The sequence below is a fragment of the Acinetobacter sp. NEB 394 genome, from assembly GCF_013374795.1.
GTDB classification, from domain to species: Bacteria; Pseudomonadota; Gammaproteobacteria; order Pseudomonadales; family Moraxellaceae; genus Acinetobacter; species Acinetobacter johnsonii.
Genome location: NZ_CP055277.1, coordinates 2,712,598 through 2,733,881, shown reverse-complemented (window position 1 = coordinate 2,733,881; position 21,284 = coordinate 2,712,598). Strand labels below are relative to the sequence as shown.

The window sequence follows — 21,284 nt, the reverse complement described above, 5'->3', positions numbered from 1 at the left end:
ATAAAGCGCTGAAAATGAAAGCTGATGGTGAAAATAAGTATTGAAATTTGTTATATTAATCACATAAATGTCTAGTAAGCCTCAAAAATATATAAATAGGTAAGTTTTATGAGTGATGAATGCATGGCTAAATTGGCAGAGCAGTGGGGGAAAATTTGCCAACATTATTCAGTGAATGATCACGTTAAAGCGCAAAATTTTATTCAGAAGCATTCGTCTGTATTGGTTAATGAATTTTATAGCAATATTGTCTTGGAGCCTGAGGCTGCAGATTTTTTTAAAGATGACATCATTCAACAACGTTTAAAAAACAGTTTAAACCAATGGCTCATTGAAAGTTTCGACGTGGCTATGAATGAAGCTTATTATGCAGCAGTTGAAAAACAACAAAAAGTTGGGCAGGTACATGCGCGGGTGGGCATTCCTTCTTGGTTGATCATGCGCGGTATTCGTGAGATTGAAAACAAAATTTTGGAACTCTTGGCTGGACTTCCGCTAGAAAATAACCACCACATGCTAAGTTATATGCTGCAAATTATGGGTTTTGCGACAGAAATTATGTGCAGATCCTATGAAGCCAATACTGAGCGGAGCCATGAAGTTAAGCATAGCTATCGTTTATTTTCTGCAATGCAAGATGTCGCGGTACAAAAAGATAAGCAGCGCAGCATTTTGCTCGACTGGGAAAATGAGTTGATGTTCAAAGTCTTCTCCGAGCATCCGCAGTTGCAACACATTGCTTTGTCTAAGTCAGAATTTGGTCTATGGTTTGTGCATAAAGCAGCGTATGCATTTACGGGCGCAGAGCAGGTGGAGACCATTATCAGGCTGATTCAACAGGTCGATACCCTCAATTTTGACGTGCTCGACTGTCAGGATCAGACTCGGAAGGTGGAGCGTATTCAAGAAATTCGTGACGTGAATCGACAGATTCAGCATTTGGTCGATCAACTGTTTCAAGTGACCGAATATATAGATTCAGGCAATGACTCACTGACTCAGCTGTTAAACCGTCGATATTTAAGTACGATTGTGTCGCGTGAAATTAATTTTGCCCGTAAAAATGATGCTGCACTGAGCTTGTTGGCAATCGACGCGGATTATTTCAAACGTATCAATGATAAATATGGGCATACCGCAGGGGACTTAGCACTGCGTTTTATTGCGGAAGTCTTGTTAGATGTAGCGAAGGGCAGTGACTATGCCTTCCGTGTCGGTGGCGAAGAGTTCTTATTGCTGTTGGTCGACAGTGATCTCACGCGTGCTTTACAAATCGCTGAAACGATTCGTATGCGGATACAGGAAACCCCAATTCGTACCGCTCATGGGCAAAGTTTTAGTTTTACCGTCAGTATTGGCTGTACGGTTTATAATGGTCATCCTGACTATCAACGCTTTTTAGACACTGCCGATTCGGCACTCTATGCTGCCAAAAATAAAGGGCGTAACTGTATTCATGTGACTGAAAAAGTTCTGAGTGTTTAAATCTCAGACTTAAGCACGAACTGTTCTAAGACGTTTCAAATCGGTTGTTGAGGTGCTTATACCTCAACAATTACATAGTATTTTTTTACAGCTTCAATCACTTCAAATGTGCCGATAAAACTCGGTGGAATAATTCCTGCCTGACCTGCTTTGACTTCAATGAAGTGTTGAGTGTGGGCATCATGAATACGGATGGTGCCTTCCATCACTTGAAAGAATTCTTGTTTATTGTCGGCAAATTGAATATTCCATGAGCCAACTTCACAGTGCCAAATCCCGCAGCCCATGTGTGGATGCTCATATAGACTATAGGTCTGGCGCTGTGGATTGCCTTGGACTAAACGGTCTGGACGTGGAAAATCAATACTCTGTTCGCCTTGGGTCAAACCATGACCTGCTAACCAAATTGCTGACATTGCGTATTCCTCTAAACAAAAAATGAATCGTTCAATGATATATGCATAAAAAAAGCCCCAACAGAGGTTGAGGCTTTATGTTTCAATTAATAGCTTTCAGGGACTGCACTTAAAAACTCACGACGCTCTTCTTTATTGGTTTTAAAGTCACCAATAAAGGAAACGGTACGTGTAGTCGATTCTTGCTTGCCGACGCCGCGCATCATCATACACATATGTGCAGAATCAATCATAACCGCCACGCCACGTGCACCTGTCACTTCTGCAACCGCTTCTGCAATCTGCTGCGTCAGATTTTCTTGAATCTGTAGACGACGTGCAAACATTTCGGTAATGCGTGCAAATTTAGAGAGTCCAAGGACATTACCCTCAGGTAAATACGCAATATGTACGCGACCATAGAAAGGCAATAAATGGTGTTCACAGAGTGAATAAAATTCGATATTTTTAACCAGCACCATTTCACGGTTGTCTGATGGGAACACCGCATTATTGGTCACTTCTTCTAAGCTTTTGCTATAACCAGACGTTAAATACGAAAAAGCTTTAGCAGCACGCATAGGCGTATCGAGGAGACCTGGACGGGTTAGGTCTTCACCAACGGCAGTTAAGATGTTAGCGTAGGATTGCTGCATAGACATAAGACGTGTTCACTTACACTGATATTGAACAAGGACGGCATTGTAGCAGAAAACTATTCCAATGCCTTATTTTGGACAAAAATCCGATTACTGTTTAAACTTTGGGTTCTTTTCAGCACGTTTTAGCAACACTAAAACTGCACCTGTGCCACCTTGTTTCTCTGGTGCACTCACAAAAGCCAATACATCGCGGTGTTGACGCAGCCAACCATTCACATAGGTTTTTAAAATGGCTTCCGGACCTTTGCCGTGTACGATTTTAATGACATTTTGATTTTCATCTTTGGCCATTTGAATGACTTGTAAAACTGCGACACGGGCTTCTTCAACGGTGCAACCATGCAAGTCGACAGCTTCAAACCAACGAATGTTACCCGCTTTTAAATCTTCAAATACTTTGTGTTGTAGTGTAGCAATGCGATAACTGAGCGCGGCTTGGCTCGCTACAGGGTTGAGCATCGCTTGAGTATCGGACAGCTCAGTTGCATCGGTATGCATTGGGCCTTCAGCCGCTGCACGTTTTGCTAAAGTTTGCGCATCGATTTTTATCTTTGGATTTTTTTCTATTTTGGCAATGTTCGCGGTCTCCATCTTTTGGACACCTTGCATTTGTTTTTGAAACAACGCGAAATCATCTTCTGGCTCGGGCGGAGCAACTTGAGCTTGGGCCTCAGACTGTTTGATGGCAGTCGAATGCGGATTGGTGATTTGCTTTTTAAAGTCTTTCAGTAAATTAAACTGTTCTTTAGAAAGCGATGAATCATGTTTGCTCATAGTGTCAGAAAAATACGCAAAATAAGAAATTAGGCGATAATTATAGTCTGATTTTCCCTATATTTGAACTGAATTGCATTCATAGAGATTTGCAAAAAATTGCATGTCAAATGGTGAATAGTATTCTGCGCGGTGCTCAAGAGCACTGCTGTTCTGGAAGAACCTCAAATGATTGAACCCGAGCAACCATTCTATCTAGAGAGACAAATGATGTACTCGGGTTCAGGTTTGGCATGCTAAGTCAGTCGTGACTTAACTTGCACGTAAAGTACGGATGATTTTATCTAGTTTTTTATCGATTTGGTTACGATAAAGGTCAGGCAAGACACGCGAAAGTTTGGCAAGAATACGTGCTTGAGTACTTGGAATAATCATAAATTGAGAAGAAAAAATGCCGTTGCAAATTTCCTGACAGGCCTTCTCTAGTGGGAGACTACCGCCAAGTTGTTTTAATGCCGCTGTGACTGGTGAACATTTTTACGTTCGTCAAATACCATCGGTGTCTCAATTTCTGGCGGGCAAACCACGGCAACTTTAATTTTCTGACTACGCAGTTCCATACGTAGCACTTCAGCCAAACCGACCACGCCAAATTTAGATGAGCAGTAACCCGTATAACCATAGCAACCGACCAAGCCCGCTGCTGATGCAACTAAAACCAGTTTTGGTGATTTGCCTTGTTGAACCGCTTGCTTGAGATGTGGTAATGCAGCATGGGCTACATTACGGCTACCGACCAGATTGATATTAATTTGTCGTAAATATTCTTCAAACGTCATGTCTTCAAATGATTTTGCAATCGCAATGCCTGCTGAGTTAATCAACAAATCTGGTGTGCCAAATGCAGCCACTGCTTCTGCAAATTTAGCGCCCATAGTGCTTTCATTTTGTACATCGACTTCAAAACCACAGACCGCAGGGGAGCGCTTTTGCAAGTCAATTACCGCTTGTTCAATCCCCGCGTGGGCGAAAATACACACTTGGTAGTTATCTTTGAGTAAACGTTTAGTCAACTCAAGGCCAATACCGCTGCTGCCGCCTGTAACCCATGCTGTTTTCATATTTTTTTTCATCACAATATCCTTTTGAATGTTTCGAATGAGCCTTAAACGACTTCGTCTTGAAGTAGAACATCACCAAATTGTTTACGGAGTTCTGCCTTGACAATTTTACCTGTACCGTTGATTGGCAGTGCATCTACAAAAATCACCACGTCAGGAATCTGCCAGTGGGCAATCTTATTATCAAAGTAAGCCAGCGCTTCTTCTTCAGTCAGTGTTGAGTTTTCCTGTCTTACGGCAATTAAAATTGGGCGTTCATCCCATTTCGGATGGCGTGCCGCAATGGCAGCTGTCATGCGAATTTCAGGGTGACCTACGGCAATATTTTCAAGTTCAACCGAAGAAATCCATTCACCGCCCGATTTGATTAAGTCTTTGGCACGGTCGCAAATGGTCATATAACCGTCTGCATCTAGGGTTGCGATATCCCCCGTGTCGAACTAACCATCGGCTGTGGTGGCACTTTTTTCTTGATTGAAATAATGATCGACAATCCAAGGGCCACGAATTTGTAAATTCCCTTGAGTATGACCATCATTAGCTAAGACTTGATTGGTGCTTTCATCAACGATACGTAATTCAACACCAAAAGGTGGACGACCTTGGGTTAAGCGTAACTTTTCAAACTCTTCAGCACTCAACGTGGCATGTTTTGCTTTCGGTTGGTTCGCTGTTCCCAGTGGGCTGGTTTCAGACATTCCCCATGCATGAATGGTGTCGCAAGCATAGTTGTTTTTGAAATCACGAATAATCGACGGTGGGCATGCAGCGCCACCCACGACATTACGGTTCATACTTTCTAAAGTTGTCCCACGTTTTTTCGCAGCTGCAAGTAAGCCTTGCCAGATGGTGGGAACACCTAAAGCCACAGTAACTTTATAGTTGTCAATCAGGTCAACAAGGCTGTCACCATCTAGATTTGGTCCCGGTAAAACGACGCTACTACCGACCATAGCTGCGGCATATGGCACACCCCATGCATTGACATGGAACATTGGAACAACAGGCATGACCACATCATTTGCCGACAGGTTTAATGAGTCTGGCAAGCTAATTGCCATGGTGTGTAATAGGGTAGAGCGGTGGCTATACAGTACGCCTTTCGGATTACCTGTTGTGCCTGAGGTATAACATAAAGAACTTGGGGTTTCTTCGCCGAATTGCGGCCAGTTAAATTCAGCAGATTGGTTTTGAATTAAATCATCATAGAAAATAACATCTGGAAGTGCTGCAATGACTTTTTCATCACGTGCACCGTAACAGATAAATTTTTCAACGGTTGGTACTTTGCCTTGGATTGCGACAATTAACGGTAGAAAAGTTGAATCAAAGAAAATCGCTTTATCTTGTGCATCGTTAATAATGAACACCAGTTATTCTGGGAATAAGCGAGGGTTGATGGTGTGGCAAACATAACCACTCCCTGAAATAGCATACCAAGATTCTAAATGACGGTGGTTGTTCCACGCGATTGTTGCAAGACGATCACCTTGATTAAGATTAAATGACGTGAAAGCATTGGCTAAACGTTTGCTATTCTGTTGGACCTGTAACCAATTGGTGGTGGTTATTTGACCATTTACTTCACGTGAAAAAATAGAAGTATCTGCGTGGTACTTTGCCGCATGTTCGATTAAATTACTAATCAATAAAGATTGGTGCATCATTTTGCCAAACATTTCATTCATCCTTGGTGGCTATTTTTCTAATAAAAAAGGCTATTAGCCGAGGCCAAAAGCCTTTTGGAATTTATTTGTCGCTAAATACAACATCCGAGCCCGGTTTAATATAACGCGGCATTTTTTGCCCTGTATGTTCAGCCACGACGTGAAGAGTGCGCTCGATCCAACCGGCATCCATAATAAACATCAGTGAATCATCATCATTTAAGTTGACGTTCGCACCATTAATGACCATAAAGCCTTCAGCACCTTCTGGGGTTGCTAAAGTATGGATCGAACCTGCTGGTTCGAATAAATAGCTACCGGCAGTTTGAACATCTTCAGGATATTCAACATAATGCCATGAACCAGCAGTTGTGTAGAAATGTACAACACCTGTGTGGAAGTGGCGTGGTATTACAACGCCAGCATCAAAACGAGCGTAGATAATCCATTTACCATTGTCAGGATCTAAAAAGCATGGTGTGACATGCACACCCGGTAGTGCATTTTTGATTTCGCCATCTTTGATGTTAATCGTTAATAATCGATCCTGATGTTTAACTGATTGTGCGATGCTCATTATAAAATCCTTATATGTCTTTGATTTAGAATATGATATGAGATATCAATATCTAAGATTTCCTTAAGCCTGAGCATAACAATGTTTCAGAAAATGCAAACCACTCGAAAGAATGGAATTTACATTGTTTGATAAATGCGCGAATGAACAGTTTAAAATAGGGATTGGAATGGTTTTTGATGCAATTTCACATTGCCTAACTGTAGTTCCCCGACTAATTTATAAGTGTTTTAGACTGGAAAATGGCATAACATGATTGGTTGAGGATGATGTTTTGCCAAATGCAAAATTCAGGGAAATAAATGTTGCAGATGTAATTGAATAAAAAGATTGGATGAATATACATGCAAGTGTTGAAGACTAAACTCAGTCGTCCGAGCATGCTGAATGGCAGGGCAATGCAACGTCCCCAACTGTTAAGTCAGATCGTGGACTATTGTCAGTCTTCTTTGGTTTTTATTCACGCCGCGGCGGGTTATGGAAAAACCACGCTGATGCATCAACTTTCAGAGTCTCTTTTAGCAAAGGGAAAGAAAGTCTGTTGGTTAACTTTGGATGATGATGACAATGATCCGATTCGACTCTATCAATACTTGCGTTTGGCGTTTTTAGATTTAGAACCACCGCATTCGATCTCTTATGGACAGATCCATAAACAACACATCATTGAGCTGACGCAAAAAGTTGCAGAAGAGGATGCTGACACTGTTTTATTTATCGATGAGTTTGAAGCATTAACAAACCCAGAATGTTTAAATATCTTTTGGTGGTTGTACCAGTCCTTACCTGAAAATTGTCATTTGCTGATTGCTTCAAGGGTCAAACCCAACTGGAGTTTCGCGAAAGAATATCTATTGGGTCGTTTAAAGTGGGTCACAGAGTCTCAGTTGAGTATCAAACAGCAAGAAAGCAGTGCGCTTATTCAGTTTTTACAGCAACAAAACTTTGACCAGCTTGCTTTAAGCACAGAGCTTGCAGACCAACTGATCGATAAAACTGAAGGCTGGTTTACAGGCATTCAGTTCACCAATTTATATTTGAAAGAACATCAAGATATTCATGGTTTTATTCAGAACTTAAGTGGTGCGCACCATCAGATTGTAAATTACCTCAGTGAGCAGGTTTTTTTTACAACAAGACCCTGAAATTCAGCAATTCTTATTGCAAATTAGTGTACTGAGAAAAATTAATCCAGCTTTGGTCATCGCCTTAACGGGTAATCCTGCTGCACAGCAAATTCTCGATGTCATTAGTCAAAAAGGTTTGTTCATTCAAGCGATAGATGAACAGCGTACATGGTATCGCGTGCATCATTTATTTCGAGACTTTTTGCAATCGAAGTTTAAGCTTTTACAACCTGATGCATATCAGCAAATGCATAGTAAAGCGGCAGAATGGTTCAAACAACAGCGTTATCTGATGGAGGCGATTTATCACGCCCAACAAGCAGAAGATCAGCAGTTGATTTTGTCATTGCTCAACTCGGTGTGTCGTGAACTGATTTTAGAAGGCCGACACTATACTTTCTTGGAGTTGGTCAAACAGATACCGGATTCTGTTTTGGTGCAAAATCCCAATTTGCTTTATGACATTATTTGGACCTTAGTGCTGACTCATCAAGTGACATTAGCCAATCATTATTTACAGCTCTGGCATAGCGTGGATCAACATGAAACCTTATTACAACATGAGGACCAATTAGGTTTAGCTCCTCTCATTGCAGTGTTAGAAGACAAGTTGGATGTGGCTTATACCTTAGCGCAACAAAACTTAGCACAACTAGCAAGTACGGCTTATTTTGCGCGCGCTCCACTCATAGGAATTGTGGGGTTGTATCACATTTGTTTGGGGCAAATGAGCGAAGCACGAAAGTTGCTGCTACAAACGCGTATTATCTATTTGCAAGGGCATAACCTATATGGTGTGGCAATGGTTGATTGTATTGATGCCCTATGTGATTATTTATTAGGAGATTTGACTCTCGCAGCAGAAAAGTTTGCACAAGTTGGACAGAGCGAGGAATATCGTAAATTAGGCTTAGATGATGACAATAAAGCAGCCATTATGAATATTCTGAGCAGCTTTAAAGCAGACCTATATTATGAAATGAACCAAATGTCACAAGTCGAATCGGCATTAATGGATTTTAAGGGCGGCGATCATTTGGCTATGCCGGATATGGTGGTGGTGGGCTATATCTTACAAATGCGTTTAGCTACCTTGCATCAAGATCAAGCCGCGATACAAGTGTGTTTGCATCAAGCCCATACCCGCAGTAGTCAATGGTCGTTACCTCGACTCGCACAAACTATACAAGCCTATGCGCAACAAGCAAGCCCGCTTTCTGCATTAGCTGATACTGAACAGGCAGTATTTCAGCCGTATTTAAATTTCACCCATTTGCTGCGTGGCGATGATTTAATGCTGGTGCGTCAGCAAATTTTCATGGGGCAAGCCGAGCAAGCCAAAGAATATTTAAGCCAACAGTTAGCATTTTTTAGGATTTATCCGATACGTTTTGCGCGTGTTCAAATCTTGTTTGCACTGGCCCTGTATCAGTTGAAACAACATGAACAGGCTTTTGAAGCTCTACAACAAGCGCTTGAAACCCTCATGCCGACTCAGGCAGTGCGGGTGATTCTAGATGAATTAAGTGGGCTAAGTCAGCATTTAAGTCGACAGAAGCAAAAGCATACAGTTGTATTGCTAGAATATATTCAGCAACTTCAAAAGCTCAATCAAGCTGAAAGCAGTGTTGAAGCCTTGATCGGTAGTTCTGGCCTTGAGGCTTTATCGAAACGTGAAATCCAAATTTTAGAAAAACTAAGCCGTGGCTGTACCGATGCTGAAATATCCGAGTCGATTTTTTTGTCCATCAATACAGTGAAATGGCATTTGCGTAAAATCTATAACAAGTTGCAGATCCGCTCTCGAATGGAAGCGGTGAATGAGGCCAAGAAGCAGGGCTTAATTGAGTAATTTAAAATTGAACAATTTTTTATATGTTACTGTTTAAGCAGATCTTCAACAGCTTTTTGAAAGTGCAAATCATAAAGTATTCAGGGCAAGAGCATGCCTTACCCTGAATATGCGATTAAAGTGATTTAGGTGTTCCAAATAGCTCAGTAAAGGCGTGGTCTGGACGCGGCTGCTTCATAAAACTTTCACCGACCAAGAAAGCATGAATGTCATGCTCTTGCATCATTGCAACATCAGCTGGGGTCGCAATCCCACTTTCCGTGACCAGTAGACGAGATGGTTCAAGCAGTTTTTTCAAACGAATCGAGGTGTTTAAGTCCACATCAAAGGTTTTTAAGTTACGGTTATTGACACCCAATACGCAACGCTCAGATAGACGCAAAGCACGTTCAAGCTCTGCTTCATCGTGTACTTCAACCAAGACATCTAAATTCTGCTCAAAAGCCGTTTTAGACATTTCTTCGAGTTGTTGATCGGACAAGCATGCCACAATCAGAAGAATACAGTCCGCATGTAAAGCTCGTGCTTCAATCACCCCATAAGGGTCAATCAGAAAGTCTTTGCGTAATGCAGGCAGAGCACAGTGAGAGCGTGCAATTTGAATATTCTCATCGGCACCTTGGAAAAAATCGACATCGGTTAAAACCGATAAACATGCTGCACCTGCAGCTTCGTATTGCTGTGCGATTTCGGCAGGATCAAAGTTTTCACGAATGATGCCTTTAGATGGTGATGCTTTCTTAATTTCAGCGATCACACCCGGTTGTTTGCTCAGTAAAGACTTTGCAAAACCACGCACAGGAGTTGCCTCAAGTGCCCATTCTTCAACATCTTTATAGCTACGTTGTTTGAGGCGTGCAGCAAACTCTTCCTGCTTGCGATCCACAATTTTGCCTAAAATCGTATTTGCGATATCTACCATGACAAAGTCCTGTCTATCAAGCGTCGTATTGTTTAAGGGTTTTGCTGAATTCAGCAAGGATGCTCATCTTTTCTAAGGCTTGTCCGCCGTAGATGATGTCATGTGCTAAAGCCACGCCTTGTTTATAGCTAGTACAAAGTCCAGAGACATACAGACCAGCACCTGCATTTAAAGCAATCATGTTGGCTGCTTTTTCGCCTTTATCGGATTTATTTTTGCCTAAGGCATCTTTGATTAAGCTTAAACTTTCAGCAGAATCTTGAATGATTAAACCTGTTAAAGTTTGCGATTCGATTCCGACATCTTCAGGTTGAATTTCCCACTCGGTGACTTCGCCATTTTTAAGTTCAGCCACATAAGTGCTTGATGCAAGGCTAATTTCATCTAAACCATCTTTAGAATGAACCACCATGACATGTTCTGCGCCCAGTTGTTTCATCACTTCTGCAATAGGACGGCACAATTCAGTCGAAAACACCCCAATCACTAGACGTTTTACTCCAGCCGGATTCGTAAGCGGGCCAAGTAAATTAAAAATACTGCGAATGCCTAATTCACGACGTGGGCCAACCGCATACTTCATCGCTTTGTGATGATTCGGGGCAAACAAGAAACCGACACCCATTTCGCGAATACAGCGTTCAGTTTGTTGCATGTTTAAGTCAAGTTGGATGCCTGCTTGTTCTAACAGGTCCGAGGAACCCGATTTGGTTGAAACACCACGGTTACCATGTTTAGCAATGGTTGCACCTGCCGCAGCAATCACAAAAGCAGACGCAGTCGAGACGTTAAATAAGTTCTGACCGTCACCACCTGTACCGACGATATCGACTAAATAAGGCACATCACTGACATCAATTTTGATGGCAAACTCGCGCATGACACGAGCTGCTGCGGTAATTTCATCAATACTTTCACCTTTTAAGCGAAGACCCATCATCAGTGCACCAATTTGGGCATCTGTTGCTTCACCATTCATGATGGTACGCATGACGTCTTCCATTTGCGGCTGCGTCAACTCAATATTTTTAGTGATGTTATTTAAAGCTTGTTGCATATTCATTTTTCACTGCACTCATTTATGCGTAAATTTCTAAAAAGTTCTTAAAGATTTGATGGCCATGCTGACTCAAGATTGATTCAGGGTGAAATTGCACGCCTTCAACGGCAAGCGTCTTATGCTTTACACCCATGATTTCTTCAATTGAGCCGTCAGCTTCATTGGTCCAGCAAGTCACTTCTAAGCATTCAGGCAAGCTTTCTTGATCAATCACCAGTGAGTGATAACGCGTTGCTGAAAACGGAGAAGGGAGGTTGCTAAAAATGCCTTTATTCGAGTGGTGCATGTCAGACAAACGCCCATGCATCACTTTTTTGGCACGAATGATTTCACCGCCAAATGCTTGACCAATAGCCTGATGTCCTAAGCACACCCCTAATAATGGAATTTTTCCAGCAAAATGCTGAATGGCTGGAATAGAAATTCCTGCTTCCGAAGGTGAGCATGGACCAGGGCCAATCACAAGATACTTAGGTTGCCATCGCTCAATATCTTCCAATGTCACGGCATCATTACGTACTACTTTTACTTCTTGATTTAACTCGCCAAAATACTGGACGATGTTGTATGTAAAAGAGTCATAGTTGTGGATCATCAAAAGCATGAGCTTAACCTATTGAAATTTATGCACATAAATGTGCTTGAAGAGTCCTATGGTATTCGTGCGATTACATTATAAAGCTATAAGTAAATTATTTTTCTCATTCAATGACTTGAATGGAGGCACAAAACCGAAATTATCATAGCAAAAAATACCCAGTTAGGGCGTGACATTTTTTAGTGGGTCTAAAAATTACAATGGGTTTTGTTACTAACTGATATAGAGTTTATGAATATCTCAGATTCAAATTCTAACGAGAAACCTCGTGGACTATGTGTAAATGTCATGAAGCATGCACATTCAAGGAATATAAAAGAATATCTCTTAATGCCGTGAGCCAAAAACTCCTCTAATATCACCAAAACAGAGCATATTTTTTTGCTTGCTTACATCTGAGATGTCGGCTTTATATTTAGTTTGAAAGGAAAGGTTTTTTATTTTTTAAAAATCAAATAAAAACAGTTAATTACGCTGCTTATATTTGATTTCAGGTATATCGCTCGCCGTGATATGAAGTGTGGAAGTCAAATCAAGGCGAAAATAACAGCTTAAAAAGCGCTCTAATTTATAAAAAACGGGTGTAAATCGACCCGTGAAATTTAAAAATGCACCATTATGATCCATACTCAAAATCTTTTAGATTAAATGTGAAGAAGCATGCTTGAATATGGTGCATTTACTTTTTAGCTCAGTATAATAGAGCCAAAGCAAACAGCTTAAAACTGTTATTCTGATAATGAATTCAATATTTTAGCTAAGCTTTTTAAAGTTGGTACGGTAATTGCTTTAGAACAACCAACTACTAACACGCACTAAAGAGTGCAACAAAAATTCATCGGAGCAAAATGAGCATGGCGAACAAGGTCCTACAACTCATCCAAGAAAGTGGCGCAAAATGGGTCGATTTCCGTTTTACGGATACTAAGGGTAAAGAACAACACGTAACTTACCCAGCAGATACTATCGACGAAGATACTTTTGAAGACGGTAAAATGTTTGATGGTTCTTCTATTGCTGGTTGGAAAGGCATTGAAGCATCTGACATGATCTTACGTCCAGATGCTGCAACTGGTTTTATCGACCCGTTCTTCGCTGAGCCGACAGTAGTTGTTACTTGTGACGTTATTGAGCCATCAACAGGTCAAGGTTATGACCGTGACCCGCGTTCGATTGCTCGCCGTGCTGAAGAATACCTAAAATCGACAGGTATTGGTGATACTGCATTCTTTGGTCCAGAACCAGAATTCTTCGTATTTGACGAAGTAAAATGGGAAATTGATATGTCTGGCGCGCGCCATACATTGATTGCTGAAGAAGCTGCTTGGTCAACAAACAAAGACTACGAAGGCGGAAACTCTGGTCACCGTCCACGTGTTAAAGGCGGTTACTTCCCAGTTCCTCCAGTTGATTCTTCGCATGACATGCGTGCTGATATGTGTGCGCGTATTGAAGACATCATGGGCCCAGGTCGTGTAGAAGTACATCACCACGAAGTTGCATCTTGCCAATTAGAAATTGGTGTAAGCTTCAACACAATGGTTCGTAAAGCAGACGAAGTACAACAGTTCAAATATGCTGTTTGGAACGTTGCGCACCAATACGCAAAAACTGCGACTTTCATGCCTAAGCCAATGGTTGGTGATAATGGTTCTGGTATGCACGTTCACATGTCAATCTCTAAAGATGGCAAGAACTTGTTTGCTGGTGATGAATACGCTGGTCTTTCAGAAATGGCGCTTTACTTCATCGGTGGTGTAATTAAACACGCTCGTGCATTGAACGCAATTACGAACCCATCTACAAACTCGTACAAGCGTTTAGTTCCGCACTTCGAAGCACCGATTATGTTGGCTTACTCAGCACGTAACCGTTCTGCTTCTATCCGTATTCCTTACGTTTCTAGCCCTAAAGGCAAACGTATCGAAGCTCGCTTCCCAGATCCAATGATGAACCCGTACTTAGGTTTCGCTGCATTGTTAATGGCGGGTCTTGATGGTATCCAAAACAAGATTCACCCAGGTGAAGCAGCTGACAAAAACTTATACGACCTTCCTCCTGAAGAAGAAGCGAAAATCCCTACAGTTGCTCACAGCCTAGATATGGCTCTTGAAGCGCTTCAAGCGGATCATGAGTTCCTTCTTAAAGGTGGTGTATTCACTAAAGAAATGCTTGATGCATATATCGAACTTAAAACTGAAGAAGTGCGTCGTTTGAACACGACAACTCACCCAGTTGAATTTGATATGTACTACAGCTTGTAATTCTGAACTGAATTTCACTGTAAAAAACCCGCGCTAGTCGCGGGTTTTTTTGTATCATCTGTTTAACTTGAAAAAAATTGATGAGAGCAATGGCACAGCGTAAGAAGCACACCAGTTTTTATCCGTGGATTGACCCTAAAGATCACGACAAAGGATTTAAGCTAAATTTTTCGATGGTGACTTATATTGAAGTTGGTCGCACCCCTGAAGGTTACAAGCAGGCAGAATTTGTTGCATTGAAAAGCCCAGAGTTAGCACTGGATTATGATTATCCTCAAAGTTTTTACTTGAGTGCTGAAGGTTTTATTTTGGTGAAAACTCCGCAAGGTAAATTTGAAACCATTGCAAAAACAGATAATTGTTAAAGATTGATCTTGCAATTGAATAATACATTCTTCATAACTCAAAAAGCGTTTAAGTGCACAGTAAATCAATGGTACAGGTAGGTTTATGCAGCAGATTCCAGCTGAACTGAAAACATGGTTATATGCTTCAGGTTCACTTACTCAGCAACTGACGGATTTGGCTGATGGAGCATTTAGGGTTCAACCGACCAAAGAACATTTTCAGCGTCTTCAGTTTATCGATGCAAAATGGATGGGCATGCCGTTTCAGCATACGTCATGGGTACGAGAAAGCTTTTTATATGGCAGTGATGCAGAGCCTTGGGTCAAAGCCAAAAGCATTTTCCCGATCTTAAGTTTGCAAGGCCGCGCACGGCTTTTTAAACATATTGGTAAAAAACCGATTGGTTGGTTCTTGTTTCAGCGCACCAATCCAGCATGTGAACGTCGTGTGATTTGGCTAGAAGATGGTTGGACCAGACAGAGCTGTTATACTTGGCACGGCTGCAAGTTTATTGTTCAAGAAACTTTTTTAGCGAGTTTTGAGCAATTTTTGCAAAAGCAGAATTCAGCATCTGAAGGACAGTCATGACAACTGCGCATCAAATTACTTGGCGTGAACGTTTAGAAGCCTATTATTATTTATGTCGTTTTGATAAGCCTGTTGGCACAGAATTGGTGTTCTGGCCTACCATGTGGGCACTATGGATTGCAGCAGAGGGCATACCGCCAATGGGTATTCTGATTCCGATGGTACTTGGCACAATATTTATGCGTGCGGCTGGGTGTGCAATTAATGATTTTGCTGATCGTAAGGTCGATGCACATGTAGAGCGTACGAAAACGCGGCCTTTAGCAACAGGGATTATCACGGCCAAAGAAGCCATTTATGTGTTTCTAGCTTTAGTATTTGCCAGTGCTTGTATGTTGTTGTTTCTGCCGATTGAAACGTTTTATTGTGCTTTAGGCGGGCTTTTTCTCGCATTTATATATCCTTTCATGAAGCGCTATACCCATTTGCCTCAGGTTGTTTTGGGCATGGCTTTTTCGTGGGGAATTCCGATGTCATTTACGGCCATGGGTAAGCCATTAGATTTAACCTGTTGGTTGCTGTATTTCGGCAATCTGGCTTGGACTGTGGCATACGATACTCAATATGCGATTACCGACCGTGAATATGATTTAAAAATTGGGGTGAAGTCGACAGCCATTTTATTCGGTCGTTTTGATATTCAAATCATTGCACTTTTACAGGCGATGAGTGTCGTTTTGATCGGTGCGGCGCTTTACCTTGAAAATTTATTGATGCCATTGGGTTTAATCGCATTGCTTGTGGTAGTGGCTGATTTTATTTATCAATGGTCAAAAACCAAAGATAGAGATCCACAGTATTGTTTTTGGGCATTCCGTCACAATCGTTGGGTGGGATTCATTATTTTTACTGGAATCTTTTTAGAATTAATTATTTAAAGTGATTGTTTGGTTGAGAAGCGTCCTATACAGGGCGCTTTTATTATGTCTTAATAAAACGGCATGTAGTTTCATGCTTAAAAAAACAATGAATAAAAGTATATTTTATGAAACGCTCGAAAATAGCATTAGCCCTTACAGTTGCCGTTTCAATGCTGTCTTTAACTGCTTGTAATGACGATGATGATTCGCCCGCTTCAAATCAAAAACAGACCTATGTTTCTGAAAGTGCCTATTCAGAAGACACATTAACCACTGCAGCTTCTATTAAGGTAATGACGTATAACATGGAAAATGTTAAAGGTCAGACCGCAAAAGCAACGGCGCTGGTAATGTTCCCTAAAGTAGCACCGCCTACAGATGGTTATCGCGTAGTGGTTTGGGAGCACGGTACGGTTGGGGTTGGTGATAGTTGTGCACCAAGTAATAATATGATTCACCCGCGTTTTAAAATTTTAGCAGACAGTCTACTGGCTGCTGGCTATGTGGTTATTGCTCCAGATTATGAAGGTTTGGGCACGCCAGGGATTCATCCATATTTAAACTTATCTAGTGCTGCGAAGTCAGCGCTTTCAGCTGTACAAGCGGCAAAAGATCATTATGGTAAGCAGTTGAATGGTGCGTGGATGTCGGCAGGACAATCCCAGGGTGGACATGCCTCGTTAGCGACCGCAGAATATGCAAATACAGATGCAACCTATAAAGGTGCTGTGGCGGGTGCGCCAGCTTCGAGTTTGGGTAAAATTATTTTAGAGGTTGCACCAGCTGCCTTGTCTAGCATTGAGGCGCAGGAAATACAATATAATATCCCACTAGCTGCACGTACTTCTGTTGATTCTTATGCAACTTTATTGGCTTATGCAGCATTAACAGGGGTAGGTATTAAAGCTTATGAGCCGCGATTTAGTTATCAAGATATTTTCCAATCACGTGCCAAATCTTTGGCTGAGTTTGCAGAAGGTTCAACAGGGGATAATGGTCTGTGTTTAGACAATGATAATGACCCAAGTCTAAGCTTAATTAATAAGTTTAAAGACGATATTATTCAGTTTATGACAGCAAATCTTGATAAAAAAGTCATGGATTATCCTGGTTTAGATACTAGTGTGTTTGCGACCAATGAAACCGTAAAAAACTTCTTAATCAGTAGTCAGCCTGGGACTAAACGAATTGATAAACCAGTCTATGTAATACAAGGCACAGCAGATACAAATGTACCCTATCCAATTACGCAAGCATTGGTTGCAAACTTGAAAACATTGGGTTCGCCAAATATCACGCTTGATCCCGTTATAGGTGCATCTCATACCCAAGCTATAGTTTGTCGGAATGCAGAGGCAGTAGACTTTATTCAGACCTACATGTCTGCGGGTACGGGTATTGTGTTAACTGATGCACAAAAAGATGCTAGCACCAATGAAAATTGTACAGGTATAGCGCCGACATAAAATTAACCATTTAAACTGAAGACAGAGCCTCATGATTGAGGCTCTTTTTTTGTTATAGTATTGGCCCATCAAAATCTAGATATTGGAAATAGGCTGGCTATGACGAAATCAACTAAAAAACTAACGCCGAAAGTGATGTTTTTGGCGAGTCTTGGTATTGTGATTCCATTGCTTATTTTAGGGATTGCTTTTTTAGCGGTAAAAAGCGATGCAAAAAACCAAGCGGAATATCAGCGTATTAAGGAAGAACAACAGCAGCGTATTCAAGAAAAATTGGCTGCCGAAAAGCAATTCACACAGCAGGAAGCGAGCAGCGCGATCTCAAAATAATTCAAGCACGCATTGCGGGCGTGATACCAATGTGTTTGTGCAGTTGGCGAATGCTTGGAATTTCTGTAAAACGCAGAACGATGTAACCTGCTTCATTGAGCATGGCATCACGTTCTGCATCTTCTTGTTCTTTGCCGATATGGGAAGTTTTCCTAATTTCATAATTAGTTGTCAAATAGAACAGTAAATTTCAAATAAAATTACATGGTAGAAAAGAGAGTAAATTTAATGAATAAATTTCACTCCTTAAAGTCTTAACTTTGATAGGTTTTGTGGCACAAACATTCAAAAGCTAAATCTTTCCCAAGTTATCTAAGTTTAAGTGACAACTTGGCTATAAGGGCGACCTGATTCCGTCAATCTATTTAACACGTGACGCACGTGCATGAATCACATTTACCTGACTAGGAAAATTTCTCGCTGTAATTTATTGCATAATAATTTGATGCAATATATTTTGGTTTCCATCAAACTCCGACGATAATAGCCTGACCATTTTTTCCATAGTATTCTGTCTAGACTTTTAACTATTCGAAGTAATTCATTTCGCTCCTGAGAATGAACTTTTTATCCTTCCAAAGCTTTATAGTTTGTTACAGACCAGGTAGGCGTAATGTGGTTATTATAGCCAAAGTCTCTCAGCACCCGAGCAATAGCAGTATTCATACTAGCCGCATGTCCATAGGCGGGGTAGAGAGCCAGATTTCATTAATAGGGATCATGTCGCTATGGGAATAAGAATGAAAATAAATCGGATTGACTAATATTAAAACTTAACTAGTGCATTGAACAGCTTGTAATTAGCCATATAATTTCCCAATTGATGGATTGATATGTCTTAACCGAGATTTTTATTATCGCGATAACTTTGGGCGACATGGCTTGCCGCCATAATATTTGAAATTGAACATTCAATCGATGTTCGTAAACCATCAAATAGTTGAACCTCATTTGAAGTGCGAAGATAGTCCAATATATTTTCGCTCAAGAATTCTATGATTGCTTTGGGATTTCTGATTCTGAATTGGTCACTTTCAGCCAATTTCATGAGATGTGTAAGATCAGGAAATGCTTTACTCCCCGCCAGTTTGAGTGCCATTTTATGATCAATTGATTTGTAAATGAGTGTATGCGTTATATCGAAAGGTGGAGAAACAAAAATGTTCTTCATATCTGAGGAATATTGCAAAGCAAAGTTTTTAAGATTTGCGTCTCCATTACCGATTAAGCAGTTGAATACAATGTATTTATACATTTTTTCAACTTCAGCTACGCTACCCGTATATAGATAAGTTGCTTTCAGCAAAGTTTCATAGCTACTCGCATATTTTGCACTTGGATCATTTGCCTTTTTCATCAGTGTTGTAAAGTCCTCATAGCCGAATTTTGTCCCATCGTAGGACTTATCAAACCGTTCTATGACATATGTTTCTAAATTTTCAGATAAATAGGTTTCTGGAGGTTCAAGGCCACACTGCCGTGCAGCCTGCATACAAACAAACTCATTGACTGTGAGTAATGGAAATTCAGAATCAAAAGACTTCACAATTAAATCCCTTTGCTGAACTGTGCTATCCGATTGAACAATATTTGCATTCAGAATGCTTACCTTCGGCTGCATCCCAGCCAATGAAGTCCTGAGATAGTATTTTTCTAAGAGTTGTGGGAAAAGGGGCTCTTTACTAAGGTAGGATAGGATTGCGCTTAAGTTCAAAGATTCTACATCGGGTAAATTTAACTCACTTTTGTATGAGAGTATTCCGATACCTTGATCACCTTGTAGTGCCAATAAATATATATCATTGACCTTGGCATATCTTGCTAGCTTTTCAGTAATCAACCGTCGATTAAAGCCTTCTGGAAGATTCTGCGCAAATATTGGATGGAGCGGGCTTGAAGAATAACCATCCATACCTTTCTGAGTCATGGTAAGTGACACATGCTGTTTTTCTTGTATTGGCTGATAATGGTGAACTGAACCATAGGTTAAGACACCTAATTCAGTTTGATTGGCACACACCGTGATATTGTTAATTTTGGCAGGAAGAGTAGTCTGTATATTCACTCATCATCCTCAGCAAACATATCTTCAATCTCATCCCAATGAGGCAGTAAATGTCGCTTTGGAGATACATCAAACTGTAGACCGACTGCATCAAGTACACGTTCAAATATGTCAAAAGAACCCGTAAAACGTCCATTCTCGATCTCAGAGATTGTAGTTTTATTAATTCGAATCAATTCGGATAGTTTTTGCTGTGTATAGCCAAGGGTTCTTCGTTCTATACGAATTTTTTTCCCAATTTCTACTCTACTCGCCATATCAACTTGATCACAATGTATTAGCTATATAGCTAATATGATATATTTAATATATGAAGTTATCCATTTAGCTAACAAATTAAAGTAATATTATTCTGCTTTTTTGATTACTTAAATCTAAAAATAAAGTACAACAGAGATTAAATCGTAGGAAGCAGGCAAGATGAGCTAGCATTTTGCCTCCGCCAGACCGAAGTCAAAGTTAGATCATGAACTATACTCATCTTATCCAAGAAGAAAGATATAAGATTCAAAACTTTTGTAAGTCTTTAATAAATCGTAGAACTTCTAACCTCTGCTCATTACTTAAAGTATGACTAACTTGTATTATTTCTGCCAATAAATCGTTTTCTACATAAAAATATGCTGTTGGTAAATCTAAAATTTCTGCAATCTTGGAAGCCATTAAAAAATCAGGAACATGTTTTCCACGTTCATACTGATTCATACGTGCACTAGCAGAAGATTCATCAATTCCAGCCAAGATCCCTAAGCGCTCTTGTGAAAGTTTTTTTGCTTTGCGCGCTATACGAAGACGTAAGGCAAAAACATTTAAATTATGTGTTGGCATTAAACATAAGCACCCACCTTAAAACTAAGATTTTCTTAGTTTCAACTTGAGTTATTACTAAGGATTCCTTAGTATTGTGAAATCAAGAAGTCTACCTTGCATTGCTCGATGGTAACTTTTGAACAAGCTTGCCAGATCTGCATTGATCTCAAGCGCCTATTTTTGATCCTCTACCAATTGTTACAGTTATGATTCTATATACAGTTCAACACTAAGGTCATCAACTCTCTTTTGCTTTAATTGTGCTTATCCATGTCAAAATATACTCTACCTTTTTATAGTGATTTTTTTCACATTTTACTGGCTTTGTTGCACAAACCTATCTGTAAAGGGTTTTTCAGCGATATAATTTTCA

The 21,284-nt window shown here is 40.5% G+C and carries 21 protein-coding genes and 3 pseudogenes; 9 read left to right on the top strand and 15 right to left on the bottom strand.

Annotation, left to right across the window (positions count from 1 at the left end):
* The first annotated feature begins 108 nt into the window (after window positions 1-108).
* Window positions 109-1,485: a diguanylate cyclase gene (locus tag HUK62_RS13215; RefSeq protein ID WP_176538082.1), complete on the top strand. Its 1,377-nt coding sequence runs from the start codon at window positions 109-111 to the stop codon at window positions 1,483-1,485.
* Window positions 1,486-1,541: 56 nt separating this feature from the next.
* Here HUK62_RS13215 and HUK62_RS13210 read toward each other — a convergent pair whose 3' ends face one another.
* From HUK62_RS13210 to HUK62_RS13185, 7 genes and pseudogenes are all read right to left on the bottom strand, one after another.
* Window positions 1,542-1,901 carry a cupin domain-containing protein gene (locus tag HUK62_RS13210; protein WP_176538081.1) on the bottom strand — a complete coding sequence of 120 codons (360 nt, stop codon included), beginning with the start codon at window positions 1,899-1,901 and terminating at the stop codon, window positions 1,542-1,544.
* 86 nt (window positions 1,902-1,987) lie between these two features.
* Entirely contained in the window at window positions 1,988-2,536 is a 549-nt protein-coding gene (gene folE, locus HUK62_RS13205; protein WP_171054237.1) for a GTP cyclohydrolase I FolE, read from the bottom strand.
* 93 nt (window positions 2,537-2,629) lie between these two features.
* Window positions 2,630-3,316: a Smr/MutS family protein gene (locus HUK62_RS13200; protein WP_176538080.1), complete on the bottom strand. Its 687-nt coding sequence runs from the start codon at window positions 3,314-3,316 to the stop codon at window positions 2,630-2,632.
* A 252-nt stretch (window positions 3,317-3,568) separates the two neighbouring features.
* Window positions 3,569-3,691, bottom strand: a complete 123-nt coding sequence (locus HUK62_RS19235) for a hypothetical protein (protein ID WP_267314091.1) — start codon at window positions 3,689-3,691, stop codon at window positions 3,569-3,571.
* Window positions 3,692-3,765: 74 nt separating this feature from the next.
* On the bottom strand, window positions 3,766-4,389 hold the full coding sequence (locus HUK62_RS13195; protein WP_228723699.1) for an SDR family NAD(P)-dependent oxidoreductase: 624 nt from the start codon (window positions 4,387-4,389) through the stop codon (window positions 3,766-3,768).
* A 32-nt stretch (window positions 4,390-4,421) separates the two neighbouring features.
* A pseudogene (locus HUK62_RS13190) lies at window positions 4,422-6,056 on the bottom strand (long-chain fatty acid--CoA ligase).
* A 70-nt stretch (window positions 6,057-6,126) separates the two neighbouring features.
* Entirely contained in the window at window positions 6,127-6,621 is a 495-nt protein-coding gene (locus HUK62_RS13185; protein WP_176538079.1) for a 2,4'-dihydroxyacetophenone dioxygenase family protein, read from the bottom strand.
* A 344-nt stretch (window positions 6,622-6,965) separates the two neighbouring features.
* Between HUK62_RS13185 and HUK62_RS19090 the strand changes: the two genes are divergently transcribed.
* Both HUK62_RS19090 and HUK62_RS19085 read left to right on the top strand, forming a co-directional pair.
* Window positions 6,966-7,766: an AAA family ATPase gene (locus tag HUK62_RS19090; protein ID WP_228723698.1), complete on the top strand. Its 801-nt coding sequence runs from the start codon at window positions 6,966-6,968 to the stop codon at window positions 7,764-7,766.
* Complete coding sequence (locus HUK62_RS19085; protein WP_228723697.1) at window positions 7,735-9,600, top strand: LuxR C-terminal-related transcriptional regulator; 1,866 nt, start codon at window positions 7,735-7,737, stop codon at window positions 9,598-9,600. The genes HUK62_RS19090 and HUK62_RS19085 overlap by 32 nt, the downstream gene beginning before the upstream one ends.
* A gap of 115 nt (window positions 9,601-9,715) precedes the next feature.
* On the opposite strand, the gene trpC is transcribed toward HUK62_RS19085, so the two are convergent.
* The 3 genes from trpC to HUK62_RS13160 are packed head-to-tail and all read right to left on the bottom strand — an operon-like array spanning window position 9,716 to window position 12,186.
* The gene (gene trpC / locus HUK62_RS13170) at window positions 9,716-10,522 is read right to left on the bottom strand and encodes an indole-3-glycerol phosphate synthase TrpC (protein ID WP_062034010.1); all 807 of its coding nucleotides are present in this window, start codon (window positions 10,520-10,522) and stop codon (window positions 9,716-9,718) included.
* A 16-nt stretch (window positions 10,523-10,538) separates the two neighbouring features.
* A complete protein-coding gene (gene trpD / locus HUK62_RS13165; RefSeq protein WP_005400478.1) occupies window positions 10,539-11,585 on the bottom strand; it encodes an anthranilate phosphoribosyltransferase in 1,047 nt (348 codons plus the stop codon).
* A gap of 16 nt (window positions 11,586-11,601) precedes the next feature.
* Window positions 11,602-12,186 (bottom strand): aminodeoxychorismate/anthranilate synthase component II, encoded by a 585-nt coding sequence (locus tag HUK62_RS13160; protein ID WP_218015300.1) that lies wholly within the window; start codon window positions 12,184-12,186, stop codon window positions 11,602-11,604.
* Between the two features lie 842 nt (window positions 12,187-13,028).
* Between HUK62_RS13160 and glnA the strand changes: the two genes are divergently transcribed.
* From glnA to HUK62_RS13130, 6 genes are all read left to right on the top strand, one after another.
* On the top strand, window positions 13,029-14,444 hold the full coding sequence (glnA, locus tag HUK62_RS13155; RefSeq protein WP_005400480.1) for a type I glutamate--ammonia ligase: 1,416 nt from the start codon (window positions 13,029-13,031) through the stop codon (window positions 14,442-14,444).
* An 89-nt stretch (window positions 14,445-14,533) separates the two neighbouring features.
* On the top strand, window positions 14,534-14,809 hold the full coding sequence (locus tag HUK62_RS13150; RefSeq protein WP_004982609.1) for a hypothetical protein: 276 nt from the start codon (window positions 14,534-14,536) through the stop codon (window positions 14,807-14,809).
* Between the two features lie 85 nt (window positions 14,810-14,894).
* A complete protein-coding gene (locus HUK62_RS13145) occupies window positions 14,895-15,380 on the top strand; it encodes a chorismate lyase (RefSeq protein ID WP_010327240.1) in 486 nt (161 codons plus the stop codon).
* The gene (gene ubiA, locus HUK62_RS13140) at window positions 15,377-16,258 is read left to right on the top strand and encodes a 4-hydroxybenzoate octaprenyltransferase (protein WP_176538078.1); all 882 of its coding nucleotides are present in this window, start codon (window positions 15,377-15,379) and stop codon (window positions 16,256-16,258) included. Before HUK62_RS13145 ends, ubiA begins: the two co-directional genes overlap by 4 nt.
* Window positions 16,259-16,365: 107 nt before the next feature.
* Window positions 16,366-17,706: a lipase family protein gene (locus HUK62_RS13135; protein WP_176538077.1), complete on the top strand. Its 1,341-nt coding sequence runs from the start codon at window positions 16,366-16,368 to the stop codon at window positions 17,704-17,706.
* Window positions 17,707-17,805: 99 nt separating this feature from the next.
* Window positions 17,806-18,036, top strand: coding sequence for a hypothetical protein (locus tag HUK62_RS13130; protein ID WP_078425363.1), 231 nt, complete (start codon window positions 17,806-17,808; stop codon window positions 18,034-18,036).
* Between the two features lies 1 nt (window position 18,037).
* On the opposite strand, the pseudogene HUK62_RS13125 reads toward HUK62_RS13130, so the two are convergent.
* The 5 genes and pseudogenes from HUK62_RS13125 to HUK62_RS13105 all read right to left on the bottom strand — a co-directional run.
* A pseudogene (locus tag HUK62_RS13125) lies at window positions 18,038-18,181 on the bottom strand (DUF559 domain-containing protein); the annotation flags it as partial.
* Between the two features lie 173 nt (window positions 18,182-18,354).
* A pseudogene (locus tag HUK62_RS13120) lies at window positions 18,355-18,603 on the bottom strand (IS5/IS1182 family transposase); the annotation flags it as partial.
* Between the two features lie 271 nt (window positions 18,604-18,874).
* The gene (locus HUK62_RS13115; protein ID WP_176538076.1) at window positions 18,875-20,101 is read right to left on the bottom strand and encodes a type II toxin-antitoxin system HipA family toxin; all 1,227 of its coding nucleotides are present in this window, start codon (window positions 20,099-20,101) and stop codon (window positions 18,875-18,877) included.
* Window positions 20,098-20,358, bottom strand: a complete 261-nt coding sequence (locus tag HUK62_RS13110; protein WP_176538075.1) for a helix-turn-helix transcriptional regulator — start codon at window positions 20,356-20,358, stop codon at window positions 20,098-20,100. Before HUK62_RS13110 ends, HUK62_RS13115 begins: the two co-directional genes overlap by 4 nt.
* Window positions 20,359-20,608: 250 nt before the next feature.
* On the bottom strand, window positions 20,609-20,929 hold the full coding sequence (locus HUK62_RS13105; protein ID WP_176538074.1) for a helix-turn-helix transcriptional regulator: 321 nt from the start codon (window positions 20,927-20,929) through the stop codon (window positions 20,609-20,611).
* Window positions 20,930-21,284 lie beyond the last annotated feature (355 nt).

Excerpts from the sequence above, each read along its gene's own strand:
- HUK62_RS13215 (WP_176538082.1), top strand. The coding sequence starts at position 109 with ATGAGTGATGAATGCATGGCTAAATTGGCAGAGCAGTGGGGGAAAATT.
- HUK62_RS13210 (WP_176538081.1), bottom strand. The coding sequence starts at position 1,901 with ATGTCAGCAATTTGGTTAGCAGGTCATGGTTTGACCCAAGGCGAACAG.
- folE (WP_171054237.1), bottom strand. The coding sequence starts at position 2,536 with ATGCAGCAATCCTACGCTAACATCTTAACTGCCGTTGGTGAAGACCTA.
- HUK62_RS13200 (WP_176538080.1), bottom strand. The coding sequence starts at position 3,316 with ATGAGCAAACATGATTCATCGCTTTCTAAAGAACAGTTTAATTTACTG.
- HUK62_RS19235 (WP_267314091.1), bottom strand. The coding sequence starts at position 3,691 with ATGATTATTCCAAGTACTCAAGCACGTATTCTTGCCAAACTTTCGCGT.
- HUK62_RS13195 (WP_228723699.1), bottom strand. The coding sequence starts at position 4,389 with ATGAAAAAAAATATGAAAACAGCATGGGTTACAGGCGGCAGCAGCGGT.
- HUK62_RS13185 (WP_176538079.1), bottom strand. The coding sequence starts at position 6,621 with ATGAGCATCGCACAATCAGTTAAACATCAGGATCGATTATTAACGATT.
- HUK62_RS19090 (WP_228723698.1), top strand. The coding sequence starts at position 6,966 with ATGCAAGTGTTGAAGACTAAACTCAGTCGTCCGAGCATGCTGAATGGC.
- trpC (WP_062034010.1), bottom strand. The coding sequence starts at position 10,522 with ATGGTAGATATCGCAAATACGATTTTAGGCAAAATTGTGGATCGCAAG.
- trpD (WP_005400478.1), bottom strand. The coding sequence starts at position 11,585 with ATGAATATGCAACAAGCTTTAAATAACATCACTAAAAATATTGAGTTG.
- HUK62_RS13160 (WP_218015300.1), bottom strand. The coding sequence starts at position 12,186 with ATGCTTTTGATGATCCACAACTATGACTCTTTTACATACAACATCGTC.
- glnA (WP_005400480.1), top strand. The coding sequence starts at position 13,029 with ATGAGCATGGCGAACAAGGTCCTACAACTCATCCAAGAAAGTGGCGCA.
- HUK62_RS13150 (WP_004982609.1), top strand. The coding sequence starts at position 14,534 with ATGGCACAGCGTAAGAAGCACACCAGTTTTTATCCGTGGATTGACCCT.
- HUK62_RS13145 (WP_010327240.1), top strand. The coding sequence starts at position 14,895 with ATGCAGCAGATTCCAGCTGAACTGAAAACATGGTTATATGCTTCAGGT.
- ubiA (WP_176538078.1), top strand. The coding sequence starts at position 15,377 with ATGACAACTGCGCATCAAATTACTTGGCGTGAACGTTTAGAAGCCTAT.
- HUK62_RS13135 (WP_176538077.1), top strand. The coding sequence starts at position 16,366 with ATGAAACGCTCGAAAATAGCATTAGCCCTTACAGTTGCCGTTTCAATG.
- HUK62_RS13130 (WP_078425363.1), top strand. The coding sequence starts at position 17,806 with ATGACGAAATCAACTAAAAAACTAACGCCGAAAGTGATGTTTTTGGCG.
- HUK62_RS13110 (WP_176538075.1), bottom strand. The coding sequence starts at position 20,358 with ATGGCGAGTAGAGTAGAAATTGGGAAAAAAATTCGTATAGAACGAAGA.
- HUK62_RS13105 (WP_176538074.1), bottom strand. The coding sequence starts at position 20,929 with ATGCCAACACATAATTTAAATGTTTTTGCCTTACGTCTTCGTATAGCG.